Below are 20,310 nucleotides of genomic sequence, written 5' to 3'. Positions count from 1 at the left end.
TTGCACTCCTTAGCGTGGTTTCAGGGTCGCGATAAGAAAGTCTTTTGAACTTTCTACTTTGCCCTGCTGAATGGCCGCAGCCGGATCGACGTGTTTCGGGCAGACTTCGGAGCAGTAGCCCACGAAAGTACAGCTCCATACGCCGTTCTGGCTGTTTAACTGCGCCATACGCTCCTTCTTACCGTGGTCGCGGCTATCTTCGTTATAACGATGTGCCAGCGTAATGGCAGCCGGACCGATGAACTCTGGGTTCAGGCCGAACTGCGGGCATGCGGCATAGCACAGACCACAGTTGATGCAACCGGAGAACTGGTGATACTTCGCCATCTGCGCCGGGGTCTGGATGTTAGTACCCTGATCCGCGGTGCGGGAGTTGCCGATGATGTACGGTTTGATCGCTTCCAGACTTTCGATGAAGTGGGTCATATCGACCACCAGATCGCGTTCAATCGGGAAGTTAGCTAACGCTTCAACCTTCATGCCGTTGGTGTAGTCACGCAGGAAGGTTTTACATGCCAGTTTCGGCACGTTGTTAACCATCATGCCGCAGGAGCCACAAATCGCCATACGGCAGGACCAGCGGTAGCTCAGGTCCGGCGCAAGGTTGTCTTTGATATAGCCCAGCGCATCCAGCAATGAGGTGGTTTCATCATAAGGCACTTCATAGAATGCGCTATGTGGTGCGGTATCGACTTCCGGGTTATAACGCACCACCTCAATTTTCAGGTTTTTCATCTCAGCCATTCGCCTTCTCCTTCTTATTGGCTGCTTCCGCCTTATCGGCTGCATCCGCTTCGCCACCGTACATGCGTTTGGCCGGCGGCAGCTTAGTAATTTTCACGTCGCTGTACTCCAGGCGAGTAGTGCCATCAGCATCGCGGAAGGCGAGGGTGTGTTTGAGGAAGTTGATGTCGTCACGTTCAGTGCAACCTTCGTCCAGACGCTGGTGCGCGCCGCGGGACTCTTTACGTGCCATTGCAGAGTGCGCCATACATTCGGCAACGTTCAGACCGTGGCCCAACTCAATGGTGTAAAGCAGGTCGGTGTTGAACACGCTGGAAGTGTCGGTGATGCGAACGCGCTTGAAGCGTTCCTGCAGTTCCGCCAGCTTGTCGATGGTTTTCTGCATCAGTTCCGGCGTACGGTAGATACCGCAGCCTTCTTCCATGGCCAGGCCCATTTCGTCGCGGATCTTCGCCCAGTTTTCGCCGCCGTCCTGGTTAACCAGATCTTTCAGACGCTGTTCAACGCCAGCAACCTGGGCATTGATCGCGGCATCGTTGCCATTACCGGCAGTAGATGCGCGCTCCATTGCTTGCTCACCGGCCAGACGACCAAAGACCACCAGCTCCGCCAGGGAGTTGGAGCCCAGACGGTTTGCGCCGTGCAGACCTACAGAGGAACATTCGCCCACGGCGAACAGGCCCTTAATGCGGGTTTCGCAGTTCTGATCGGTTTCGATACCACCCATGGTGTAGTGTGCGGTCGGACGTACCGGAATCGGCTCTTTAACCGGATCGACGCCAACATAAGCTTTCGCCAGTTCACAGATGAACGGCAGACGTTCGTGCAGTTTTTTCTCGCCCAGGTGACGCAGGTCAAGGTAAACCACATCGCCACGCGGCGTGGAGATGGTGTTGCCTTTACGCCATTCGTGCCAGAAGGCCTGAGAAACTTTGTCGCGTGGACCCAGTTCCATGTATTTGTTTTTCGGCTCGCCCAGCGGAGTTTCTGGACCCATGCCGTAGTCTTGCAGATAACGGTAGCCATTTTTGTTGACCAGAATACCGCCTTCGCCACGGCAACCTTCGGTCATCAGGATACCGGAACCTGGCAGACCGGTTGGGTGATACTGAACGAATTCCATGTCACGCAGCGGAACACCGTGGCTCAGCGCCATACCCATACCGTCGCCAGTAACGATGCCGCCGTTGGTGTTGTAACGATAAACACGGCCAGCGCCACCGGTTGCCATCACCACTGCGTTAGCACGGATCTGAACCAGCGTGCCTTCCATCATGTTCATTGCTACCAGGCCGCGAACATGACCATCATCAACCAGAATATCCAGCACGAAGTGTTCGTCAAAACGCTGGATCTGCGGGAATTGCAGAGAGGTCTGGAACAGCGTATGCAGCATATGGAAGCCGGTCTTATCGGCGGCGAACCAGGTACGCTCGATTTTCATGCCGCCGAAGCGACGTACGTTCACGCTACCATCCGGGCGACGGCTCCATGGGCATCCCCACAGTTCCAGTTGGGTCATTTCGGTTGGGCAGTGGTGGACGAAATAATCCACAACATCCTGCTCACATAACCAGTCGCCACCCGCTACTGTATCGTTAAAGTGATAATCGAAGCTGTCATGATCCTGCGCGACAGCGGCGGAGCCCCCTTCTGCAGCAACGGTATGGCTGCGCATTGGGTATACTTTTGAGATTAGTGCGATTTTTGCATTCGGATTTGCCTGCGCGGCAGCAATTGCAGCACGTAATCCCGCGCCACCGGCACCTACAATGGCAAGATCGGCTTGAAAGGTTTGCACGACATTCCTCCAGATTGTTTTTATCCCACATCCACGTACTTCAGGGTAAGTGCCTGAAAGTTACGGTCTGCGAACGCTATTCCACTGCTCCTTTATAGGTACAACAGTATAGTCTGATGGATAAGTCTGAAATTTGACGAGATCGATTTTTTTAGTGCGCAAGCGGGCTAAATTATCACTGAAGATGATTAATTTAATTACTAAACCATCAGATTGTGGTTTTTTTAGTCACCCCCCCTTGCTGAATGATTCCTGCGTAAAATTTGTCTCGCCGTCGCGTTGCGAGTAGACTTCGTGCCCTTGTTAAAAACTGGAGATTTCACTATGAGCGAAACGGCATCCTGGCAGCCGAGCGCATCCATTCCTAACTTATTAAAACGCGCGGCGATTATGGCGGAGATCCGTCGTTTCTTTGCCGATCGTGGAGTGCTGGAGGTGGAGACGCCTTGTATGAGCCAGGCGACGGTAACCGATATTCATTTGGTCCCGTTTGAGACACGTTTCGTTGGCCCCGGACACTCCCAGGGGATGAATCTCTGGTTAATGACCAGCCCTGAATATCACATGAAACGCCTGCTGGTTGCCGGTTGTGGACCAGTATTCCAGCTGTGCCGCAGCTTCCGTAATGAAGAGATGGGGCGTTATCACAACCCTGAGTTCACGATGCTGGAGTGGTATCGGCCGCATTATGATATGTACCGGTTGATGAACGAAGTTGACGATCTTCTGCAGCAAGTACTGGATTGCCCGGCTGCAGAAAGCCTTTCCTATCAGCAAGCCTTCTTACGTTATCTGGAAATTGATCCGCTCTCAGCTGATAAAACGCAGCTGCGGGAAGTGGCGGCGAAACTGGATCTGAGCAACGTTGCCGATACCGAAGAAGACCGTGATACGTTGTTGCAGTTGCTGTTTACCTTTGGTGTGGAACCGAACATTGGTAAAGAAAAACCGACCTTTGTTTATCATTTCCCTGCCAGTCAGGCATCACTGGCGCAAATCAGTACCGAAGATCATCGGGTCGCAGAGCGCTTCGAGGTCTACTACAAAGGTATTGAGCTGGCGAATGGTTTCCACGAATTAACGGACGCCCGTGAACAGCAACAACGCTTTGAGCAGGATAACCGTAAGCGTGCGGCGCGTGGTTTACCGCAGCATCCAATCGACCAAAACCTCATCGAAGCTCTGAAAGTCGGTATGCCTGACTGCTCCGGCGTAGCTCTGGGCGTTGATCGTCTGGTGATGCTGGCGTTGGGCGCGGAGACGCTTGCGGAAGTGATTGCCTTTAGCGTTGACCGGGCATAATTCTGAAAAATCATCTAATTAACCACACAGAATGGCGCTGTAACGCCATTCTGTAGCAGATGTTTTCATTTTTCTGCTAAAGGCCACAATTTAAGACTGGATATTTGCTATCATCCAGGTATCAATTCTGTATGTTTTTTTATTGCGGCCCGTCAATCGATGGGTAGTGCAGTTCAGTGCGCGCGTTTTATACATGTGCTAAAACGAAGGATAATTTCATGCCTCACACGATAAAAAAGATGAGTCTGATAGGACTCATATTGATGATCTTTACCTCAGTATTTGGGTTTGCCAATAGTCCGGCAGCTTATTATTTAATGGGGTATAGTGCGATTCCCTTTTATATATTTTCTGCATTATTATTTTTTATACCATTTGCCTTAATGATGGCAGAAATGGGCGCGGCCTATCGCAAAGAAGAAGGCGGCATCTATTCCTGGATGAATAATAGTGTCGGACCACGTTTCGCCTTTATCGGCACATTTATGTGGTTTTCCTCTTATATCATCTGGATGGTGAGTACCTCAGCTAAAGTCTGGGTACCATTTTCTACGTTCCTCTACGGTACCGACATGACTCAGCACTGGCGCATTGCTGGCCTGGAGCCAACGCAGGTAGTGGGTCTGCTGGCGGTGGCATGGATGATCCTGGTTACCGTGGTTGCCTCAAAAGGGATTAATAAAATTGCTCGTATTACTGCAGTAGGTGGTATTGCAGTAATGTGTCTTAATTTAGTATTACTGTTAGTGAGCATTGCCATTTTGTTATTAAATGGTGGCCATTTTGCACAGGATATTAATTTCGTGGTATCGCCGAATCCAGGATATCAATCCGGTCTGGCGATGTTATCGTTTGTGGTATTTGCCATTTTCGCTTACGGCGGAATTGAAGCGGTTGGTGGTCTGGTAGATAAAACAGAAAACCCAGAAAAGAACTTTGCCAAAGGTATTGTTTTTGCCGCTATTGTTATTTCAATCGGTTATTCGCTGGCGATATTTTTATGGGGCGTCAGCACTAACTGGCAGCAGGTATTAAGTAATGGTTCCGTTAACCTCGGCAATATCACCTATGTGTTGATGAAAAGTCTGGGGATGACGCTGGGTAACGTGCTGCATTTGTCACCTGAGGCGTCATTGTCGCTGGGCGTATGGTTTGCGCGTATTACCGGGCTTTCGATGTTCCTGGCTTACACCGGCGCGTTCTTTACTCTTTGCTACTCGCCACTAAAAGCGATCATCCAGGGTACGCCGAAAGCGTTATGGCCGGAACCGATGACGCGCCTGAACGACATGGGCATGCCGTCTATCGCCATGTGGATGCAGTGCGGGCTGGTTACTGTCTTCATCCTGCTGGTTTCGTTTGGCGGTGGTACTGCATCAGCGTTCTTTAACAAGCTGACGCTGATGGCGAACGTTTCCATGACGCTTCCCTATCTGTTCCTCGCGCTGGCTTTCCCATTCTTTAAAGCTCGTCAGGATCTCGACAGACCATTTGTGATTTTCAAAACACACATGTCGGCAACGATCGCGACAGTGGTGGTGGTACTGGTGGTGACGTTTGCGAACGTTTTCACAATTATCCAGCCAGTGGTTGAAGCCGGAGACTGGGATAGCACATTGTGGATGGTTGGCGGCCCTGTCTTCTTCTCGCTGTTAGCGATGGCGATTTACCAGAATTATTGCAGCAGAGTGGCAAAAAATCCGCAGTGGGTGGCTGAGTAATCAGATGCCCTATCGTCGGCCTGACGATAGGGCGTAATGACAGGGAATGAGTGGGATTTCGTATGCGCTATAGCGAAATTAAACTACGGGTTACCTCATGAGTGCGCGCATGTTTGTCTTGTGCTGCATCTGGTTTGTTGTGGCGATCCCCTGGATACTCATCACTTCCACGCTGGACAAAGAGTGGATGATTGATGAAGGCGGGGTTAAAAACATCTGCGATGTGCTGGAGTATCTGGAAAATGACGATACCCGTGATGTCGGTGTGATATTGACGTTGCCGCTCTTTTTCCCTTTTCTCTGGTTCGCGCTGCGGCGAAAAAAAGGCGGCTGGTTTATGTACGTCACTGCACTTGCGATCTTCGGCTATTGGCTGTGGCAGTTTTTCCTGCGCTATCAGTTTTGTTTGTGAGCCGGAGTGGTTCATCCGGCCACAAAGACCTTACAAACTTCCCGCCTGACGACCTTTGCCCGCAGAAGTTAATGTTCTCCCCGTTTGTTTACCGTTGAGGCTTTCCAGACGCATCTGGAAGGGCGGGAATGGCATATCAATACCGTGGGCGTGGAAGCCCGCCAGAATCAGTTGATGGATTTCATGGCGCAGCGGCATGCGGTGACCCATTTCTGCGGCGTAAATACGCAGCTCGAAAATCTGAATCCCTTGCTGTAGATCCACCAGGAAGACTTCCGGCGCCGGGTTGTCGATCACCAGCGAGCAGCGGCGCGCAGCGTTAAGCAAGATTTCCGTCACTTCTTCACTGTTGGCATCAGCAGGGGCCGGAATCGTCAACACCACGCGCGTGACCGAGTCAGAGAGCGACCAGTTGATAAACTGCTCAGTAATAAACGCCTTGTTCGGCACGATAATTTCTTTGCGGTCCCAGTCGCTGATGGTGGTGGCGCGGGTGTTAATTTTCGTCACGCTACCGGTAAGATCGCGGATCGTTACCGTATCGCCAATGCGAATCGGTTTTTCGAACAGGATAATCAGGCCAGAGATAAAGTTGGCGAAAATTTCCTGCAAACCAAAACCGAGACCAACACCGAGCGCGGCGACCAGCCACTGCAATTTCGACCACTCAATACCAATCATCGAGAAGCCGACCAGCCCGCCAATCAGCATCAGCAGATATTTGGTGATGGTGGTGATGGCGTAGCCCGTACCCGGCGTTAAATCGAGATGCTGCAAGATTGCCAGTTCCAGCAGCGCGGGCAGATTGCGCACCAGTTGCGTGGTGATGATGAACACCAGAATGGCTATCAGCACCGCACCGAGGGTTATCGGCTCCAGACTTTCTACGCCCTGTACCGTGGAGGTGACGTCCCACAGCGAAATATTTTCGAGGAAGCCGAAAGCGGAATGGATTTCTGACCACAGCACAATGACCGAAAGCAGGGCGATCAACATCAGGATTGAGCGCACCAGCCGCAAGGACTGCGCACTGATGGCATCGAGATCGACTTCGCTTTCATCGACTTCAATCGCCCCTTCCGGGCTACTGTGATGATGCGCTTCCTCTTCGCCACGCGCGCGCTGCGCTAACATCTCGGCCCGGCGATGTTTCGCCCGGTCAAAAGCCAGTCTGCGCCGCTGGATTAGCATCCAGCGGCGGATAACGTGGTAAACCACCAACAGCAGGAACCAGATGGCGACCGAGGTTTCAAGCCTTGCTAACAGCGCCTGTGCCGTTGCCAGGTAACCGACTGCCGCTGCCAGAATAGCGACCAGCGGCGCGCCAATCATCATGTTCCATAACATATGGTTGGTAATGTTATCGCCGCTTCCCTCTTTGTTGAGGTACAGCGGGATCCCCGCTTTTTTCAAACTGAGGGTGACCACCGCCAGCGCACCACATATGAGAATAAAGCAAAGCCGTCCCAGCGAACCGGAAAACTCGCGGTCGTCGAGATTATCGAACATCATCAGCGCCATAATCAGCGGCACGATAAGCCCGATGCTCATCAGGTAGTAGCGCATCCCGCGGGAAACACGTTCGCGCGGCCAGCCAAAATGAGCGATAAACAAGCCGTTCGGGCGGGCAAATGTGGCGCAAATCATCACTACCCACAGCAGCGGCACGGTGGCTGTTACGCCATCACCAATCGCTACCGCCAGCGGATAAGGCCACGCCTCGCGCAAGCCGTAACCCAGCGTCATCCACAGCACCGGTAACGGTGACGCGACGAGAATCGACCAGAAAAGGGTGCGTAATGTCAGCCAGAAGTGATCCTGAGTCACCTTGCCGACTTTCGCTGCCGAACGTTCGAGAAAACGGGTGAAATAGCGGCGCGAGTAAATACTGCAACCGACCAGAATCAACGCGCCAAACAGCGGCAAAATCGTTTCTTTGCTGGTCAGCATCATGATGCTGGCTTTACCTAACTGGCTGAAGGTGTCCAGCGAAATGAGACGGCGCAGGTCCTGGGCGATTTCCAGCGGCCAGGCGATGGTCATCGGGCGCACGTCAGAGGTCCAGAACAGATAGCGGTGCGTCGCTTCGTTCACCTCTTTCAGCGCATCTTCCAGTTGCCCGTTGGAGACTTTCAGCTTGGTCAGTTCCAGCAGTAGCGTGTCACCACCCTGCAACAATGAGTTCAGCAACTCACGCTGAGTACGCAGTTGTGCTTCGAGAATACGGTTTTGCTCGGCGGTCAGCGGCTGACCGTCAGTCTGAAGGATTTGTCGCAGTTGCGGTTGTTTATTGAGTAGATCCTCATAGTGCAACCGTTGCACGCGCAACTGCGCCATTTCGGTATCAAGTTGTTGCGGTTTCGGCATTTCCGGCAGTCGTGCCACCTGCGCTCGCAACGCTTCGCCGAGCAGGTTGGACGCTCCCAGCCATTGTGACTGCTCGCGCAGGGTATTCAGCGCCTGCCGGACCTGTAATGTCTGGCTGGCAGCCTGACGCTGTTGCGAAGCGACGAGATCCATTCGCTGCGCTTGTTGATTCAGCGCTGCCGACAGTTCGCGGTTAATTTTGAATTGCGCGACGATATCTTTCGGTAAATTGGCACTACTTTCAGCCAACAACTCGGTGCTTTCCAGCGCCCGCTCCGCCTCAAGCTGGCGTTGGCTGTTCAACTGATTACGTAAGGCCTGCAAATACGCATCCAGCTGCTGGCTCTCTTTTTCCGCCAGCTCAGAGCGCAAGCGCGCTAATTCCTGGCGGTTATTGGCAGACAGCTGCGCCAGCTCCAGTTCATCAACGAGGGCTTTCAGACGCGCGGAGTCAGACTGCAACGCGAAAATTTGTGCCTGATTAAGCGGGGTATTGCCGGTAAGTGTTCCCAGGCGGCGCTCAATTTCATTTAACTGACGACGGGCATCGGTTTGCTGTTGCGGCAGTTGATTCAATGAATCCGCTATCTCGCGGGCGCGTTCCTGCTCTTGCTGGGCCTGACGGCTCTTATCCAGCAACTGACTGCTGACCTGGAGAATTTCCTGATTCAGCGCGTCGGTAGACATTCCCGGCGACACGCTGCGCGGCTCGTCACGCATGTTGTTTAATTGTGCGCGCAGAGTAGCAGAGAGTTTCGGATAATTATCAATGACTTCTTGGTATTGCTTGATGCGCTCAAGGGAACTTTTTCGTTCCTCAAGCGCATTTAAGGCAGACTGGAGCGCCTCTACGACTTCCGGCTGCGCGGGTTTCGCCGCTTTTGCCTGCTCCAGTTCCTGGGTGATTTGTTTGCTATCGGGGGCCGTCGCGGCGTACGCCCCCCAACTGAGGCACCAGGCCATCAGAAAAGTGATAATCAGGCGCACGTCAGCGTTTCCTTTGATGGATTAGACCTGGTCTTTTTTGTCGTCAACCAATGGGCTGGCGTCGTGTTCTGCTTCGATCTCTTCAGCAGGAAGCGGGGCTGGTTCAGCGTCTGGCGTAACAAAGGTTTCGGTAGATACTGCCAGCGGTTGGCCAATTTTCGTGACAGACAGGCTTTCCAGTTGCTCAACCAGATTCACTTTACCTGGTGCAAACAGGTTGATAACGGTAGAGCCAAGTTTAAAGCGACCCATTTCCTGGCCTTTCAGCAGCGCCACAGAACCGTCGTTTTCCCCGGCAGGCCAGGTCCAGCGTTTGATGATGCCTTCGCGCGGTGGTGTAATGGTACCCGCCCAGACAGTCTCAATGCTGCCAACAATCGTCGCACCAACCAGAATCTGCGCCATCGGGCCAAATTCGGTATCGAACAGGCAGATCACGCGTTCGTTACGGGCAAACAGATTTGGCACGTTCTGAGCAGTGAGATGGTTAACGGAGAAGAGATCGCCCGGCACGTAGATCATCTCACGCAAAATACCGTTGCACGGCATGTGTACGCGGTGATAGTCACGCGGGGAGAGGTAAGTGGTCACAAACGTACCATTGCGGAAAAGATCCGCCATCAGATAGTTGCCCGCCAGCAGGGCTTCGAGGCTGTAATTGTGGCCTTTGGCTTGCAGGATTTTATCTTCTTCGATTTTACCTAACTGGCTGATAACGCCATCGGCAGGCATGACCAGTACATTCGGATCGGTATTGATTGGGCGTACTTCGTCACGCAGCGGACGGACAAAAAATTCGTTAAAGGAGCGGTAGCTGGCAGTATCCGGCTTCTGCGCCTCTTGCATGTCGACTTTGTAGTATTTAACGAACAGATCGATAACCAGTTTTGTCAGCCATCCTGCTCGCTTGCTTGCGCCCCAACCCGCCAGGCGAGTAAGCCATAGTTTCGGCAGAATGTACTGTAGCGAAAGTTTAAATGAATTTAACAAAGTAGCCTCCAGGCCATTGTTTTGTCGTTCCTGATCCGGCGTATATGCCGGATCCTGAAAAAAAGGGGACGATTCTAACGACGGTTAGCTTAATTGTCAGTCATCCGTATCAGAAAAGTTTTTACGCGTTTTTACCTGCGCCATGCTTTCCAGAATACGGTGATAGTTTTCGAAACGGGTTTCCGCGATTTTCCCTTCGTCAACGGCTTCACGGATAGCGCAGCCCGGATCGGTATCGTGTTTGCAATCGCGGTATTTGCACAGACCTAAGTAGTCATGGAATTCGACAAAACCGTGAGTGATTTGTTCCGGCTCGAGATGCCAGAGTCCGAATTCGCGTACCCCAGGAGAATCAATCACATCGCCGCCGTGCGGGAAGTGATACAACCGAGCGGCAGTCGTGGTGTGCTGGCCCAGACCTGAGTTGTCAGAGACATCGTTGGTCAGGATCTCTTTTTGCAGCCCCAGCAACGCGTTCAGCAGGCTGGATTTGCCGACGCCAGATTGCCCGGCAAAAATGCTGATGCGTCCGGTCAATGCCTCTTCCAGCGGTTTCAGCCCATCCTGAGTATGGCTGGAAACCATCAATACGCGATAACCGATGTTGCGGTAGATATCCATCTGTTCGTTGACGAACGCCATGCCTTCGTCGTCCAACAGGTCAATCTTGTTGAGCACAATAATCGGCTCAATCTGCAAGGTTTCGCAGGCTACCAGGTAACGGTCGATGATATTGAGCGACAGCTCCGGCAAAATGGCGGAGACAATAACAATCTGATCGATGTTGGCGGCGATGGGTTTCACGCCGTCGTAGAAATCCGGGCGCGTTAACACCGAGGTGCGCTCATGTACCGCTTCCACGATCCCTTTGACATTTACGCCTTCCGCCGCCGGTTTACCCGGACGCCAGACTACGCGGTCGCCGGTCACCAGCGAACGGATGGTACGGCGAATATTGCAGCGGTGAACGTCGCCATCGGCGGATTCCACATCAGCGTGCATACCAAAGCGGCTGATGACGATACCTTCATCAGGCTCACCAAACAGATTGTCGTCGTAGTCGGGCTTCTCCTTAGACGTTTTAAGACGACGCTGGTGATTGGCGTTCACGCGGCGCTGCTGGCCTTTGGAGAGTTTATTTTTACTCAATCGTACAGACTCCTGGTCGCCCCTGATGGGCAAAACATCTATGATACACGCAATTGTGGATCAATATAGTCACTGTGAATGGGTGGAAAATAGCATGAGTGCCAATGAAAACAACCTGATTTGGATCGATCTTGAGATGACCGGTCTGGATCCCGAGCGCGATCGCATTATTGAGATTGCCACGCTGGTGACCGATGCCAACCTGAATATTCTGGCAGAAGGGCCGACCATTGCAGTACATCAGTCCGATGAACAGCTGGCGCTGATGGATGACTGGAACGTGCGTACTCATACCGCCAGCGGGCTGGTAGAGCGCGTGAAAGCGAGCACGATGGGCGATCGGGAAGCAGAACTGGCGACGCTCGAATTTTTAAAACAGTGGGTGCCTGCGGGTAAATCACCTATCTGCGGTAACAGCATCGGTCAGGATCGCCGCTTCCTGTTTAAATACATGCCGGAACTGGAGTCGTACTTCCACTACCGCTATCTCGATGTCAGCACGCTGAAAGAGCTGGCGCGCCGCTGGAAGCCGGAAATTCTCGACGGTTTTACCAAGCAGGGGACGCATCAGGCGATGGATGATATCCGCGAATCAGTTGCGGAACTGGCTTACTACCGGGAGCACTTCATCAAGCTGTAAAATTTTCCCTGGTCACGTAACCGCCGGAATCCACTTGCGGCGGCGTGATTTTGACGCTAAATTGAACGCCTTGCTGATAATTTCAGCACTTGAGATAAAAATTCGAAAATTTTTTTTTAGGGGGGTTGCAGAGGGAAAGATTTCTCGTATAATGCGCCTCCCGTAACGACGCAGAAATGCGAAATTACGAAAGCAAAAATTAAGTAGTACGCGGGAATAGCTCAGTTGGTAGAGCACGACCTTGCCAAGGTCGGGGTCGCGAGTTCGAGTCTCGTTTCCCGCTCCAAAATTTGAAAAGTGCTGCAAAGCACAGACCACCCAATCGCAGTATTTCGAATTGCGACAAGGCGGAAACTGAACGAATTCTTGGAAGCTTGCAAAAGTAAGTGACTAAGGTGAGTGAAGGCAGCCAAGGCAGTAGCAGTTCGAAAGACGAAGATTAAGCGGGAATAGCTCAGTTGGTAGAGCACGACCTTGCCAAGGTCGGGGTCGCGAGTTCGAGTCTCGTTTCCCGCTCCAAAATTTGAAAGTGCTGCAAAGCACAGACCACCCAAGCGGGAATAGCTCAGTTGGTAGAGCACGACCTTGCCAAGGTCGGGGTCGCGAGTTCGAGTCTCGTTTCCCGCTCCAAATTCTTCCCCCAATAAAATATCCACAGCGACGCGATGCGTTATTGCTGGTTTTTGTTGCCTCTGACAAACTCTTGTAAACAGAGTTATCCACAGGTCCGGGCTGTAATCTTAATTTCAGAAAAACTTCGCACGGTGAATAGTAATTTTTTAACTTGTTGATATATAAGTTGAAAATTAAGATTGTATTTTGTCGTATCGATCACTTGACGATGATATTCGTCTTGAATTGCAATGCGTTTTTATTTTTATTCACAAGCTGTGGATGAATCAGGCGTCACGTGGTAGTCCCTTTTCAATTACACGAACCAGACGCTGTTTTTTCGGTAATTGCACTTCGACCACGCACGCATTTCGTCTCTCAATTTGCTGCGCAATCGCCCACGCTATATGCTCATCAAGAAGTGGGTGCTCACCTTTACGACTTTCCAGCGCCGTCAGAATCGCTTCATCCCAGGGCGCATTGCCTAATGCTACGGCGATATTACGCAGCCAACGCAGGTGACCTATACGGCGAATCGCCGATCCTTCCGTGACTTTTAAGAATTTCTCTTCGCTCCATGCAAAAAGCTCAATGAGTTCCGGTGCGTGTAGTGGTTTGCGCGGGCTGAAATCGTCTTCAGTTGTCAGTTGTGAATAGCGATTCCACGGGCAGATAAGCTGACAGTCATCACAGCCGTAAATACGGTTTCCCATTAACGGTCGCAACTCTTCCGGGATAGCCCCTTCCAGCTCAATCGTCAGATAAGAAATACAACGGCGAGCATCGACGGTATATGGCTCGACGATGGCGCCGGTCGGGCAAATCGTCATACAGGCCACGCATTTACCGCATCCTTCCTCGACCGGTTGATCCACGGGCAGAGGAATATCGACCAGCAATTCACCTAAAAAGAAGAACGAACCGGCCTCGCGATTGAGGATAAGTGAGTGCTTACCTGTCCAGCCAAGTCCAGCTTTTTCAGCTAACGGGCGCTCGAGAATAGGCGCAGAATCGACAAACGGTCTAAAATTCAGCGAAACACAATGTTGCTGAATCATCTCGCCCAGCTTTTTGAGTCGGTTGCGCAGAAGCTTGTGATAGTCACGGCCCAGCGCATAACGGCTAACATAGCCGAGTTTGGGATTTTTCAGCGTGCTGGCAAATGCGGCGTTGGCAGGAAGATAATTCATCCGCACGCTGATCACGCGCAGCGTACCGGGCAATAACTCGTGGGGGCGGGCGCGCAGCATACCGTGACGCGCCATCCAGTCCATTTCGCCGTGGTACTGTTTGTCCAGCCATGCTTGCAGTTTGGGCTCGGACTCGCTGAGATCGGTATCGGTAATACCCACCTGCTGAAAGCCCAGTTCCAGCCCCCACTGTTTAATTTTTTGCGCTAACTGATTGAGATCGATGGGCTCTGACATGACGGACCATACAATGAAGAAAAACCCCGTAAGTATACCACACACCGTCTGGCACGCCGACGATATCCGCCGCGGCGAACGTGAGGCGGCAGATGCGCTGGGGCTAACGCTCTATGAGCTGATGCTTCGCGCTGGCGAAGCCGCATTTCAGGTGTGTCGTGCGGCTTATCCTGACGCCCGCCACTGGCTGGTGCTGTGCGGTCACGGCAATAACGGCGGTGATGGTTACGTGGTCGCGCGGCTGGCAAAAGCGGTCGGCATTGATGTCACGCTGCTGGCCCAGGAAAGTGACAAACCGTTGCCGGAAGAGGCCGCGCTGGCACGCGAGGCATGGTTAAACGCGGGAGGCGAAATCCATGCGACGAATATTGTCTGGCCCGAGTCGGTGGATCTGATTGTTGATGCGCTGCTCGGCACTGGATTGCAGCAAGCGCCTCGTGAATCTATTAGCCAATTAATCGACCATGCTAATACCCATCCTGCGCCGATTGTGGCGGTTGATATTCCTTCCGGCCTGTTGGCGGAAACCGGCGCCACGCCAGGTGCGGTGATCAACACCGATCACACCATCACCTTTATTGCGCTGAAACCTGGCTTGCTCACCGGGAAAGCACGGGATGTTACCGGACAACTGCATTTTGACTCTCTGGGGCTGGATAGCTGGCTGGCAGGTCAGGAGACGAAAATTCAACGGTTTTCTGCTGAACAACTTTCTCACTGGCTGAAACCGCGTCGCCCGACTTCGCATAAAGGTGATCACGGGCGGCTGGTGATTATCGGTGGCGATCACGGCACGGCAGGAGCTATTCGTATGACAGGAGAAGCGGCGCTGCGTGCTGGCGCTGGTTTGGTCAGAGTGCTGACCCGCAGTGAAAACATTGCGCCGCTGCTGACCGCACGACCGGAATTGATGGTGCATGAACTGACTATGGACTCTCTTACAGACAGCCTGGAATGGGCCGATGTGGTGGTGATTGGCCCAGGTTTGGGCCAGCAAGAATGGGGAAAAAAAGCCCTGCAAAAAGTTGAGAATTTTCGTAAACCGATGTTGTGGGATGCCGATGCATTGAACCTGCTGGCAATCAATCCCGATAAGCGTCACAATCGCGTGATCACGCCGCATCCTGGCGAGGCTGCACGGTTGTTGGGCTGTTCCGTCGCTGAAATTGAAAGTGACCGCTTACATTACGCCCAACGTCTGGTACAACGTTATGGTGGTGTGGCGGTGCTGAAAGGTGCCGGAACCGTGGTCGCCGCACATCCTGACGCTTTAGGTATTATTGACGCCGGAAATGCAGGCATGGCGAGCGGCGGCATGGGCGATGTGCTCTCTGGTATTATTGGCGCATTGCTTGGGCAAAAATTATCGCCGTATGATGCAGCGTGCGCGGGCTGTGTCGCACACGGTGCGGCAGCTGACGTACTGGCAGCGCGTTTTGGTACGCGCGGTATGCTGGCAACCGATCTCTTTTCCACGCTACAGCGTATTGTTAACCCGGAAGTGACTGATAAAAACCATGATGAATCGAGTAATTCCGCTCCCTGATGAGCAGGCAACATTAGACCTGGGCGAGCGGGTAGCGAAAGCCTGCGATGGCGCAACCGTAATCTATCTGTATGGCGATTTAGGCGCAGGTAAAACCACCTTCAGCCGGGGCTTTTTACAAGCTCTGGGTCATCAGGGTAATGTCAAAAGCCCCACTTATACGCTGGTCGAACCCTATACGCTCGACAATTTAATGGTTTATCACTTTGATTTGTATCGCCTTGCCGATCCCGAGGAGCTGGAGTTTATGGGGATCCGCGACTATTTTGCCAACGATGCCATCTGCCTGGTGGAGTGGCCACAACAAGGTACAGGTGTTCTTCCTGACCCGGATGTCGAAATACACATTGATTATCAGGCACAAGGCCGTGAGGCGCGCGTGAGTGCGGTTTCCTCTGCGGGTGAATTGTTGCTGGCGCGTTTAGCCGGTTAACCTTTAAAAGGTGGCGGGATGATGTATCGCATCAGAAATTGGTTGGTGGCGGTGTTGGTGCTGCTGTGCGCGCAGGCTGGCGCCGCGACGCTCTCTGATATTCAGGTTTCTAACGGTAATCAACAGGCGCGGATAACGTTAAGTTTTAATGGCGATCCTGATTATGCGTTTAGCCATCAAAGCAAACGCACCGTGGCGCTCGATATCAAACAAACGGGCGTGATTCAGGGGCTGCCGTTGTTGTTCAGCGGTAATAATCTGGTGAAGGCGATTCGCTCTGGAACGCCTAAAGATGCACAAACGTTGCGGCTGGTGGTCGATCTTACCGAAAACGGTAAAACCGAAGCGGTGAAGCGGCAGAATGGCAGCAATTACACCGTTGTCTTTACGATTAATGCCGATGCGCCGCCACCGCCCCCTCCAACGCCTGTGGTTGCTAAACGCGTTGAGGCTCCGCCAGTGGTTGCCCCGCGTGTCAGCGAACCGGCGCGCAATCCGTTTAAAACAGAAAGCAACCGTACCACGGGTGTTATCAGCAGCAATACGGTAACGCGTCCGGCAGCGCGCGCGACGGCTAACACTGGCGATAAAATTGTCATCGCTATTGATGCTGGACACGGCGGTCAGGACCCTGGCGCTATCGGCCCTGGTGGTACGCGGGAGAAAAATGTCACCATCGCCATTGCGCGTAAATTACGTACCTTGCTCAATAACGATCCGATGTTTAAGGGCGTTTTAACCCGTGACGGGGATTACTTTATCTCGGTGATGGGGCGCAGTGATGTGGCACGTAAGCAAAACGCCAATTTCCTTGTGTCGATTCATGCCGATGCCGCACCAAACCGTAGTGCCACCGGTGCCTCTGTATGGGTGCTCTCAAACCGTCGCGCCAACAGCGAAATGGCAAGCTGGCTGGAACAGCATGAGAAGCAGTCGGAGCTGCTGGGCGGGGCGGGCGATGTGCTGGCGAACAGTCAGGCCGACCCGTACCTAAGTCAGGCGGTGCTGGATTTACAATTCGGTCATTCCCAGCGGGTAGGGTATGATGTGGCGACCAATATGATCAGTCAGTTGCAACGCGTTGGCGAAATTCATAAACGCCGACCAGAACACGCCAGTCTCGGCGTTCTGCGTTCGCCGGATATCCCGTCAGTACTGGTCGAAACTGGTTTTATCAGCAATAACAGCGAAGAACGTTTGCTGGCGAGCGACGATTACCAACAACAACTGGCAGAAGCCATTTACAACGGCCTGCGCAATTACTTCCTTGCGCATCCAATGCAGTCTGCGCCGCAGGGTGCAACGGCACAAACTGCCAGTACGGTGACGACGCCAGATCGCACGCTGCCAAACTAAGGATTATTGATGCCAATTCAGGTCTTACCGCCACAACTGGCGAACCAGATTGCCGCAGGTGAGGTGGTCGAGCGACCTGCGTCGGTAGTCAAAGAACTGGTGGAAAACAGCCTCGATGCGGGCGCGACGCGTATCGATATTGATATCGAACGCGGTGGGGCGAAACTTATCCGCATTCGTGATAACGGCTGCGGTATCAAAAAAGATGAGCTGGCGCTGGCGCTCGCGCGTCATGCCACCAGTAAAATCGCCTCTCTGGACGATCTCGAAGCCATTATCAGCCTGGGCTTTCGCGGTGAGGCGCTGGCGAGTATCAGTTCGGTTTCCCGTCTGACGCTCACTTCGCGTACCGCGGAGCAGCAGGAGGCCTGGCAGGCTTATGCCGAAGGCCGCGATATGGACGTGACGGTAAAACCGGCGGCCCATCCGGTGGGAACGACGCTGGAAGTGCTGGACCTGTTCTACAACACCCCGGCGCGGCGCAAATTCTTGCGCACCGAGAAAACCGAATTTAACCATATCGATGAAATCATCCGCCGCATTGCGCTGGCGCGTTTCGACGTCACTATCAACCTGTCGCATAACGGAAAAATCGTACGTCAGTACCGCGCAGTGCCGGAAGGCGGGCAAAAAGAGCGGCGCTTAGGCGCGATTTGCGGCACCGCTTTTCTCGAACATGCGCTGGCGATCGAATGGCAACACGGCGATCTCACGCTGCGTGGCTGGGTGGCTGATCCGAATCACATCACGCCCGCACTGGCAGAAATTCAGTATTGCTACGTAAATGGGCGCATGATGCGCGATCGCCTGATTAATCACGCGATCCGCCAGGCCTGCGAAGACAAACTGGGGGCCGATCAGCAACCGGCATTTGTGCTATATCTGGAGATCGACCCGCATCAGGTGGACGTCAACGTGCACCCCGCCAAACACGAAGTGCGTTTCCATCAGTCGCGTCTGGTGCATGACTTTATCTATCAGGGCGTGCTGAGCGTGCTGCAACAGCAGCTGGAAACGCCTTTGCCGTTGGAAGATAACGCCCAGTCAGCACCGCGCCATATACCCGAAAACCGCGTGGCAGCAGGGCGTAATCACTTTGCTGAACCGGCAGTTCGTGAGCCAGTGGCTCCGCGTTACTCTCCGTCTTCATCTCCTGCGCCTGCTGCAAGTAGCGGTAGCCGTCAGGCCGCCCCGTGGCCGAACGCGCAACCGGGCTACCAGAAACAGCAAGGCGATGTGTATCGCCAGCTTTTGCAAACGCCTGCAGCGATGCACAAACCAAAAGTGCAAGAATCGCAGGAACTTACGCTGGCTGCGAATGGTCAAAGCTTTGGTCGGGTGTTGACTATCGTCCATTCGGACTGTGCGCTACTAGAACGTGACGGCAATATTTCACTTTTAGCCCTGCCGGTGGCGGAACGCTGGTTACGTCAGGCGCAGTTAACGCCGGGAGATGCGCCGGTCTGCGCTCAGCCGCTGCTTATTCCGCTGCGGTTAAAAGTCTCTGGTGAAGAAAGAGCGGCCTTAGAAAAAGCGCAGTCTGCACTGGCGGAATTGGGTATTGAATTTCAGTCCGATGCGCAGCATGTGACCATCAGGGCCGTGCCTTTACCCTTACGCCAACAAAATTTACAAATCTTGATTCCTGAACTGATAGGCTACCTGGCGGAGCAGTCCGTATTCGAACCTGGCAATATTGCGCAGTGGATTGCACGAAATCTGATGAGCGAACATGCGCAGTGGTCAATGGCACAGGCCATAACCCTGCTGGCGGACGTGGAACGGTTATGTCCGCAACTTGTGAAAACGCCGCCGGGTGGTCTGTTACAATCTGTTGATTTACATCCGGCGATAAAAGCCCTGAAAGATGAGTGATATCAGTAAGGCGAGCCTGCCTAAGGCGATTTTTTTGATGGGGCCGACGGCCTCCGGTAAAACGGCGTTAGCTATTGAGCTGCGTAAAATTTTACCAGTAGAGTTGATAAGCGTTGATTCTGCCCTTATTTACAAAGGGATGGATATCGGGACGGCGAAGCCGAACGCTGAAGAATTACTCGCCGCGCCGCACCGATTGCTGGATATTCGCGATCCGTCGCAGGCTTATTCGGCCGCTGATTTTCGCCGCGATGCGCTGGCGGAAATGGCCGATATCACGGCGGCGGGGCGGATCCCGCTGTTAGTGGGCGGTACGATGTTGTATTTCAAGGCGTTGCTGGAAGGGTTGTCGCCACTACCGTCGGCGGACCCGGAAGTACGGGCCAGAATTGAGCAACAGGCGGCAGAGCAAGGTTGGGAGTCATTGCATCGTCAACTTCAGGAGATCGATCCGGTTGCGGCAGCAAGGATTCATCCAAATGATCCACAAAGGCTTTCCCGGGCACTGGAAGTTTTTTTCATTTCGGGTAAAACTTTAACGGAACTGACGCAAACGTCAGGAGACGCTCTACCGTATCAGGTGCATCAGTTCGCCATCGCCCCGGCGAGCCGTGAACTGCTCCATCAACGAATTGAGCAGCGTTTTCATCAGATGTTGGCTTCAGGTTTTGAAGCAGAAGTCCGGGCGCTTTTTGCCCGAGGAGATTTGCATACGGATTTGCCTTCCATTCGTTGCGTGGGTTATCGCCAGATGTGGTCTTACCTTGAAGGCGAAATCTCATACGATGAAATGGTTTATCGAGGTGTTTGCGCCACGAGACAGTTGGCGAAGCGGCAGATAACCTGGCTGCGTGGTTGGGAAGGAGTTCACTGGCTTGACAGTGAAAAACCAGAACAGGCGCGTGACGAAGTATTACAGGTTGTTGGTGCTATCGCAGGCTGAATGTG

The 20,310-nt window shown here is 53.1% G+C and carries 16 protein-coding genes and 3 tRNA genes; 13 read left to right on the top strand and 6 right to left on the bottom strand.

Annotated features, from left to right (window positions below; genetic code table 11):
* Positions 1 to 9: 9 nt before the first annotated feature.
* Complete coding sequence (frdB, locus tag FEK43_RS06060) at positions 10 to 744, bottom strand: fumarate reductase iron-sulfur protein (RefSeq protein ID WP_064525766.1); 735 nt, start codon at positions 742 to 744, stop codon at positions 10 to 12.
* Positions 737 to 2,545 (bottom strand): fumarate reductase (quinol) flavoprotein subunit, encoded by a 1,809-nt coding sequence (gene frdA / locus FEK43_RS06055; protein WP_130205969.1) that lies wholly within the window; start codon positions 2,543 to 2,545, stop codon positions 737 to 739. The genes frdB and frdA overlap by 8 nt, the downstream gene beginning before the upstream one ends.
* Before the next feature lie 324 nt (positions 2,546 to 2,869).
* Here frdA and epmA point away from each other — a divergent pair, with 324 nt between their 5' ends.
* The 3 genes from epmA (at position 2,870) to FEK43_RS06040 (ending at position 5,980) form a co-directional block, all read left to right on the top strand.
* A complete protein-coding gene (gene epmA / locus FEK43_RS06050; protein WP_000004771.1) occupies positions 2,870 to 3,847 on the top strand; it encodes an elongation factor P--(R)-beta-lysine ligase in 978 nt (325 codons plus the stop codon).
* 218 nt (positions 3,848 to 4,065) lie between these two features.
* The gene (gene yjeM, locus FEK43_RS06045) at positions 4,066 to 5,568 is read left to right on the top strand and encodes a glutamate/gamma-aminobutyrate family transporter YjeM (RefSeq protein ID WP_135408712.1); all 1,503 of its coding nucleotides are present in this window, start codon (positions 4,066 to 4,068) and stop codon (positions 5,566 to 5,568) included.
* Positions 5,569 to 5,665: 97 nt separating this feature from the next.
* Positions 5,666 to 5,980, top strand: coding sequence for a YjeO family protein (locus tag FEK43_RS06040; protein WP_130216739.1), 315 nt, complete (start codon positions 5,666 to 5,668; stop codon positions 5,978 to 5,980).
* 30 nt (positions 5,981 to 6,010) lie between these two features.
* On the opposite strand, the gene mscM is transcribed toward FEK43_RS06040, so the two are convergent.
* From mscM to rsgA, 3 genes are all read right to left on the bottom strand, one after another.
* Positions 6,011 to 9,334, bottom strand: coding sequence for a miniconductance mechanosensitive channel MscM (gene mscM / locus FEK43_RS06035; protein ID WP_135408714.1), 3,324 nt, complete (start codon positions 9,332 to 9,334; stop codon positions 6,011 to 6,013).
* A gap of 21 nt (positions 9,335 to 9,355) precedes the next feature.
* Positions 9,356 to 10,324 carry an archaetidylserine decarboxylase gene (asd, locus tag FEK43_RS06030; protein ID WP_130259511.1) on the bottom strand — a complete coding sequence of 323 codons (969 nt, stop codon included), beginning with the start codon at positions 10,322 to 10,324 and terminating at the stop codon, positions 9,356 to 9,358.
* Positions 10,325 to 10,420: 96 nt separating this feature from the next.
* Positions 10,421 to 11,473, bottom strand: coding sequence for a small ribosomal subunit biogenesis GTPase RsgA (rsgA, locus tag FEK43_RS06025; protein WP_130205979.1), 1,053 nt, complete (start codon positions 11,471 to 11,473; stop codon positions 10,421 to 10,423).
* A gap of 94 nt (positions 11,474 to 11,567) precedes the next feature.
* Here rsgA and orn point away from each other — a divergent pair, with 94 nt between their 5' ends.
* The 5 genes from orn to FEK43_RS06000 all read left to right on the top strand — a co-directional run bounded on the left by orn (position 11,568) and on the right by FEK43_RS06000 (position 13,030).
* On the top strand, positions 11,568 to 12,113 hold the full coding sequence (gene orn, locus FEK43_RS06020) for an oligoribonuclease (protein WP_064525781.1): 546 nt from the start codon (positions 11,568 to 11,570) through the stop codon (positions 12,111 to 12,113).
* Between the two features lie 210 nt (positions 12,114 to 12,323).
* A tRNA-Gly gene (locus tag FEK43_RS06015) sits at positions 12,324 to 12,399 on the top strand.
* Between the two features lie 157 nt (positions 12,400 to 12,556).
* A tRNA-Gly gene (locus FEK43_RS06010) sits at positions 12,557 to 12,632 on the top strand.
* Positions 12,633 to 12,667: 35 nt separating this feature from the next.
* Positions 12,668 to 12,743 (top strand) — tRNA-Gly (locus FEK43_RS06005).
* Between the two features lie 233 nt (positions 12,744 to 12,976).
* Positions 12,977 to 13,030, top strand: coding sequence for a hypothetical protein (locus tag FEK43_RS06000; protein ID WP_100699686.1), 54 nt, complete (start codon positions 12,977 to 12,979; stop codon positions 13,028 to 13,030).
* Here FEK43_RS06000 and queG read toward each other — a convergent pair.
* Positions 13,013 to 14,152 carry a tRNA epoxyqueuosine(34) reductase QueG gene (gene queG, locus FEK43_RS05995; RefSeq protein ID WP_135408717.1) on the bottom strand — a complete coding sequence of 380 codons (1,140 nt, stop codon included), beginning with the start codon at positions 14,150 to 14,152 and terminating at the stop codon, positions 13,013 to 13,015. The genes FEK43_RS06000 and queG overlap by 18 nt on opposite strands.
* Here queG and nnr point away from each other — a divergent pair.
* Genes nnr through miaA form a run of 5 tightly spaced genes read left to right on the top strand, consistent with a single transcriptional unit; the run spans position 14,151 to position 20,305 of the window.
* Entirely contained in the window at positions 14,151 to 15,698 is a 1,548-nt protein-coding gene (gene nnr / locus FEK43_RS05990) for a bifunctional ADP-dependent NAD(P)H-hydrate dehydratase/NAD(P)H-hydrate epimerase (protein ID WP_135408719.1), read from the top strand. The genes queG and nnr overlap by 2 nt on opposite strands.
* Positions 15,670 to 16,131: a tRNA (adenosine(37)-N6)-threonylcarbamoyltransferase complex ATPase subunit type 1 TsaE gene (tsaE, locus tag FEK43_RS05985; RefSeq protein WP_000981977.1), complete on the top strand. Its 462-nt coding sequence runs from the start codon at positions 15,670 to 15,672 to the stop codon at positions 16,129 to 16,131. The genes nnr and tsaE overlap by 29 nt, the downstream gene beginning before the upstream one ends.
* An 18-nt stretch (positions 16,132 to 16,149) precedes the next feature.
* Complete coding sequence (gene amiB / locus FEK43_RS05980; RefSeq protein WP_138158459.1) at positions 16,150 to 17,487, top strand: N-acetylmuramoyl-L-alanine amidase AmiB; 1,338 nt, start codon at positions 16,150 to 16,152, stop codon at positions 17,485 to 17,487.
* Positions 17,488 to 17,496: 9 nt separating this feature from the next.
* On the top strand, positions 17,497 to 19,362 hold the full coding sequence (gene mutL, locus FEK43_RS05975) for a DNA mismatch repair endonuclease MutL (RefSeq protein ID WP_135408721.1): 1,866 nt from the start codon (positions 17,497 to 17,499) through the stop codon (positions 19,360 to 19,362).
* Positions 19,355 to 20,305, top strand: a complete 951-nt coding sequence (gene miaA / locus FEK43_RS05970) for a tRNA (adenosine(37)-N6)-dimethylallyltransferase MiaA (RefSeq protein WP_001280339.1) — start codon at positions 19,355 to 19,357, stop codon at positions 20,303 to 20,305. Before mutL ends, miaA begins: the two co-directional genes overlap by 8 nt.
* Positions 20,306 to 20,310 lie beyond the last annotated feature (5 nt).

The sequence above is a fragment of the Escherichia sp. E2562 genome, from assembly GCF_005781075.1.
In the GTDB taxonomy this organism is placed as follows: domain Bacteria; phylum Pseudomonadota; class Gammaproteobacteria; order Enterobacterales; family Enterobacteriaceae; genus Escherichia.
The sequence above is the reverse complement of the archived record's forward strand: the minus strand, read 5'-3'. Positions and strand labels throughout refer to the sequence as shown.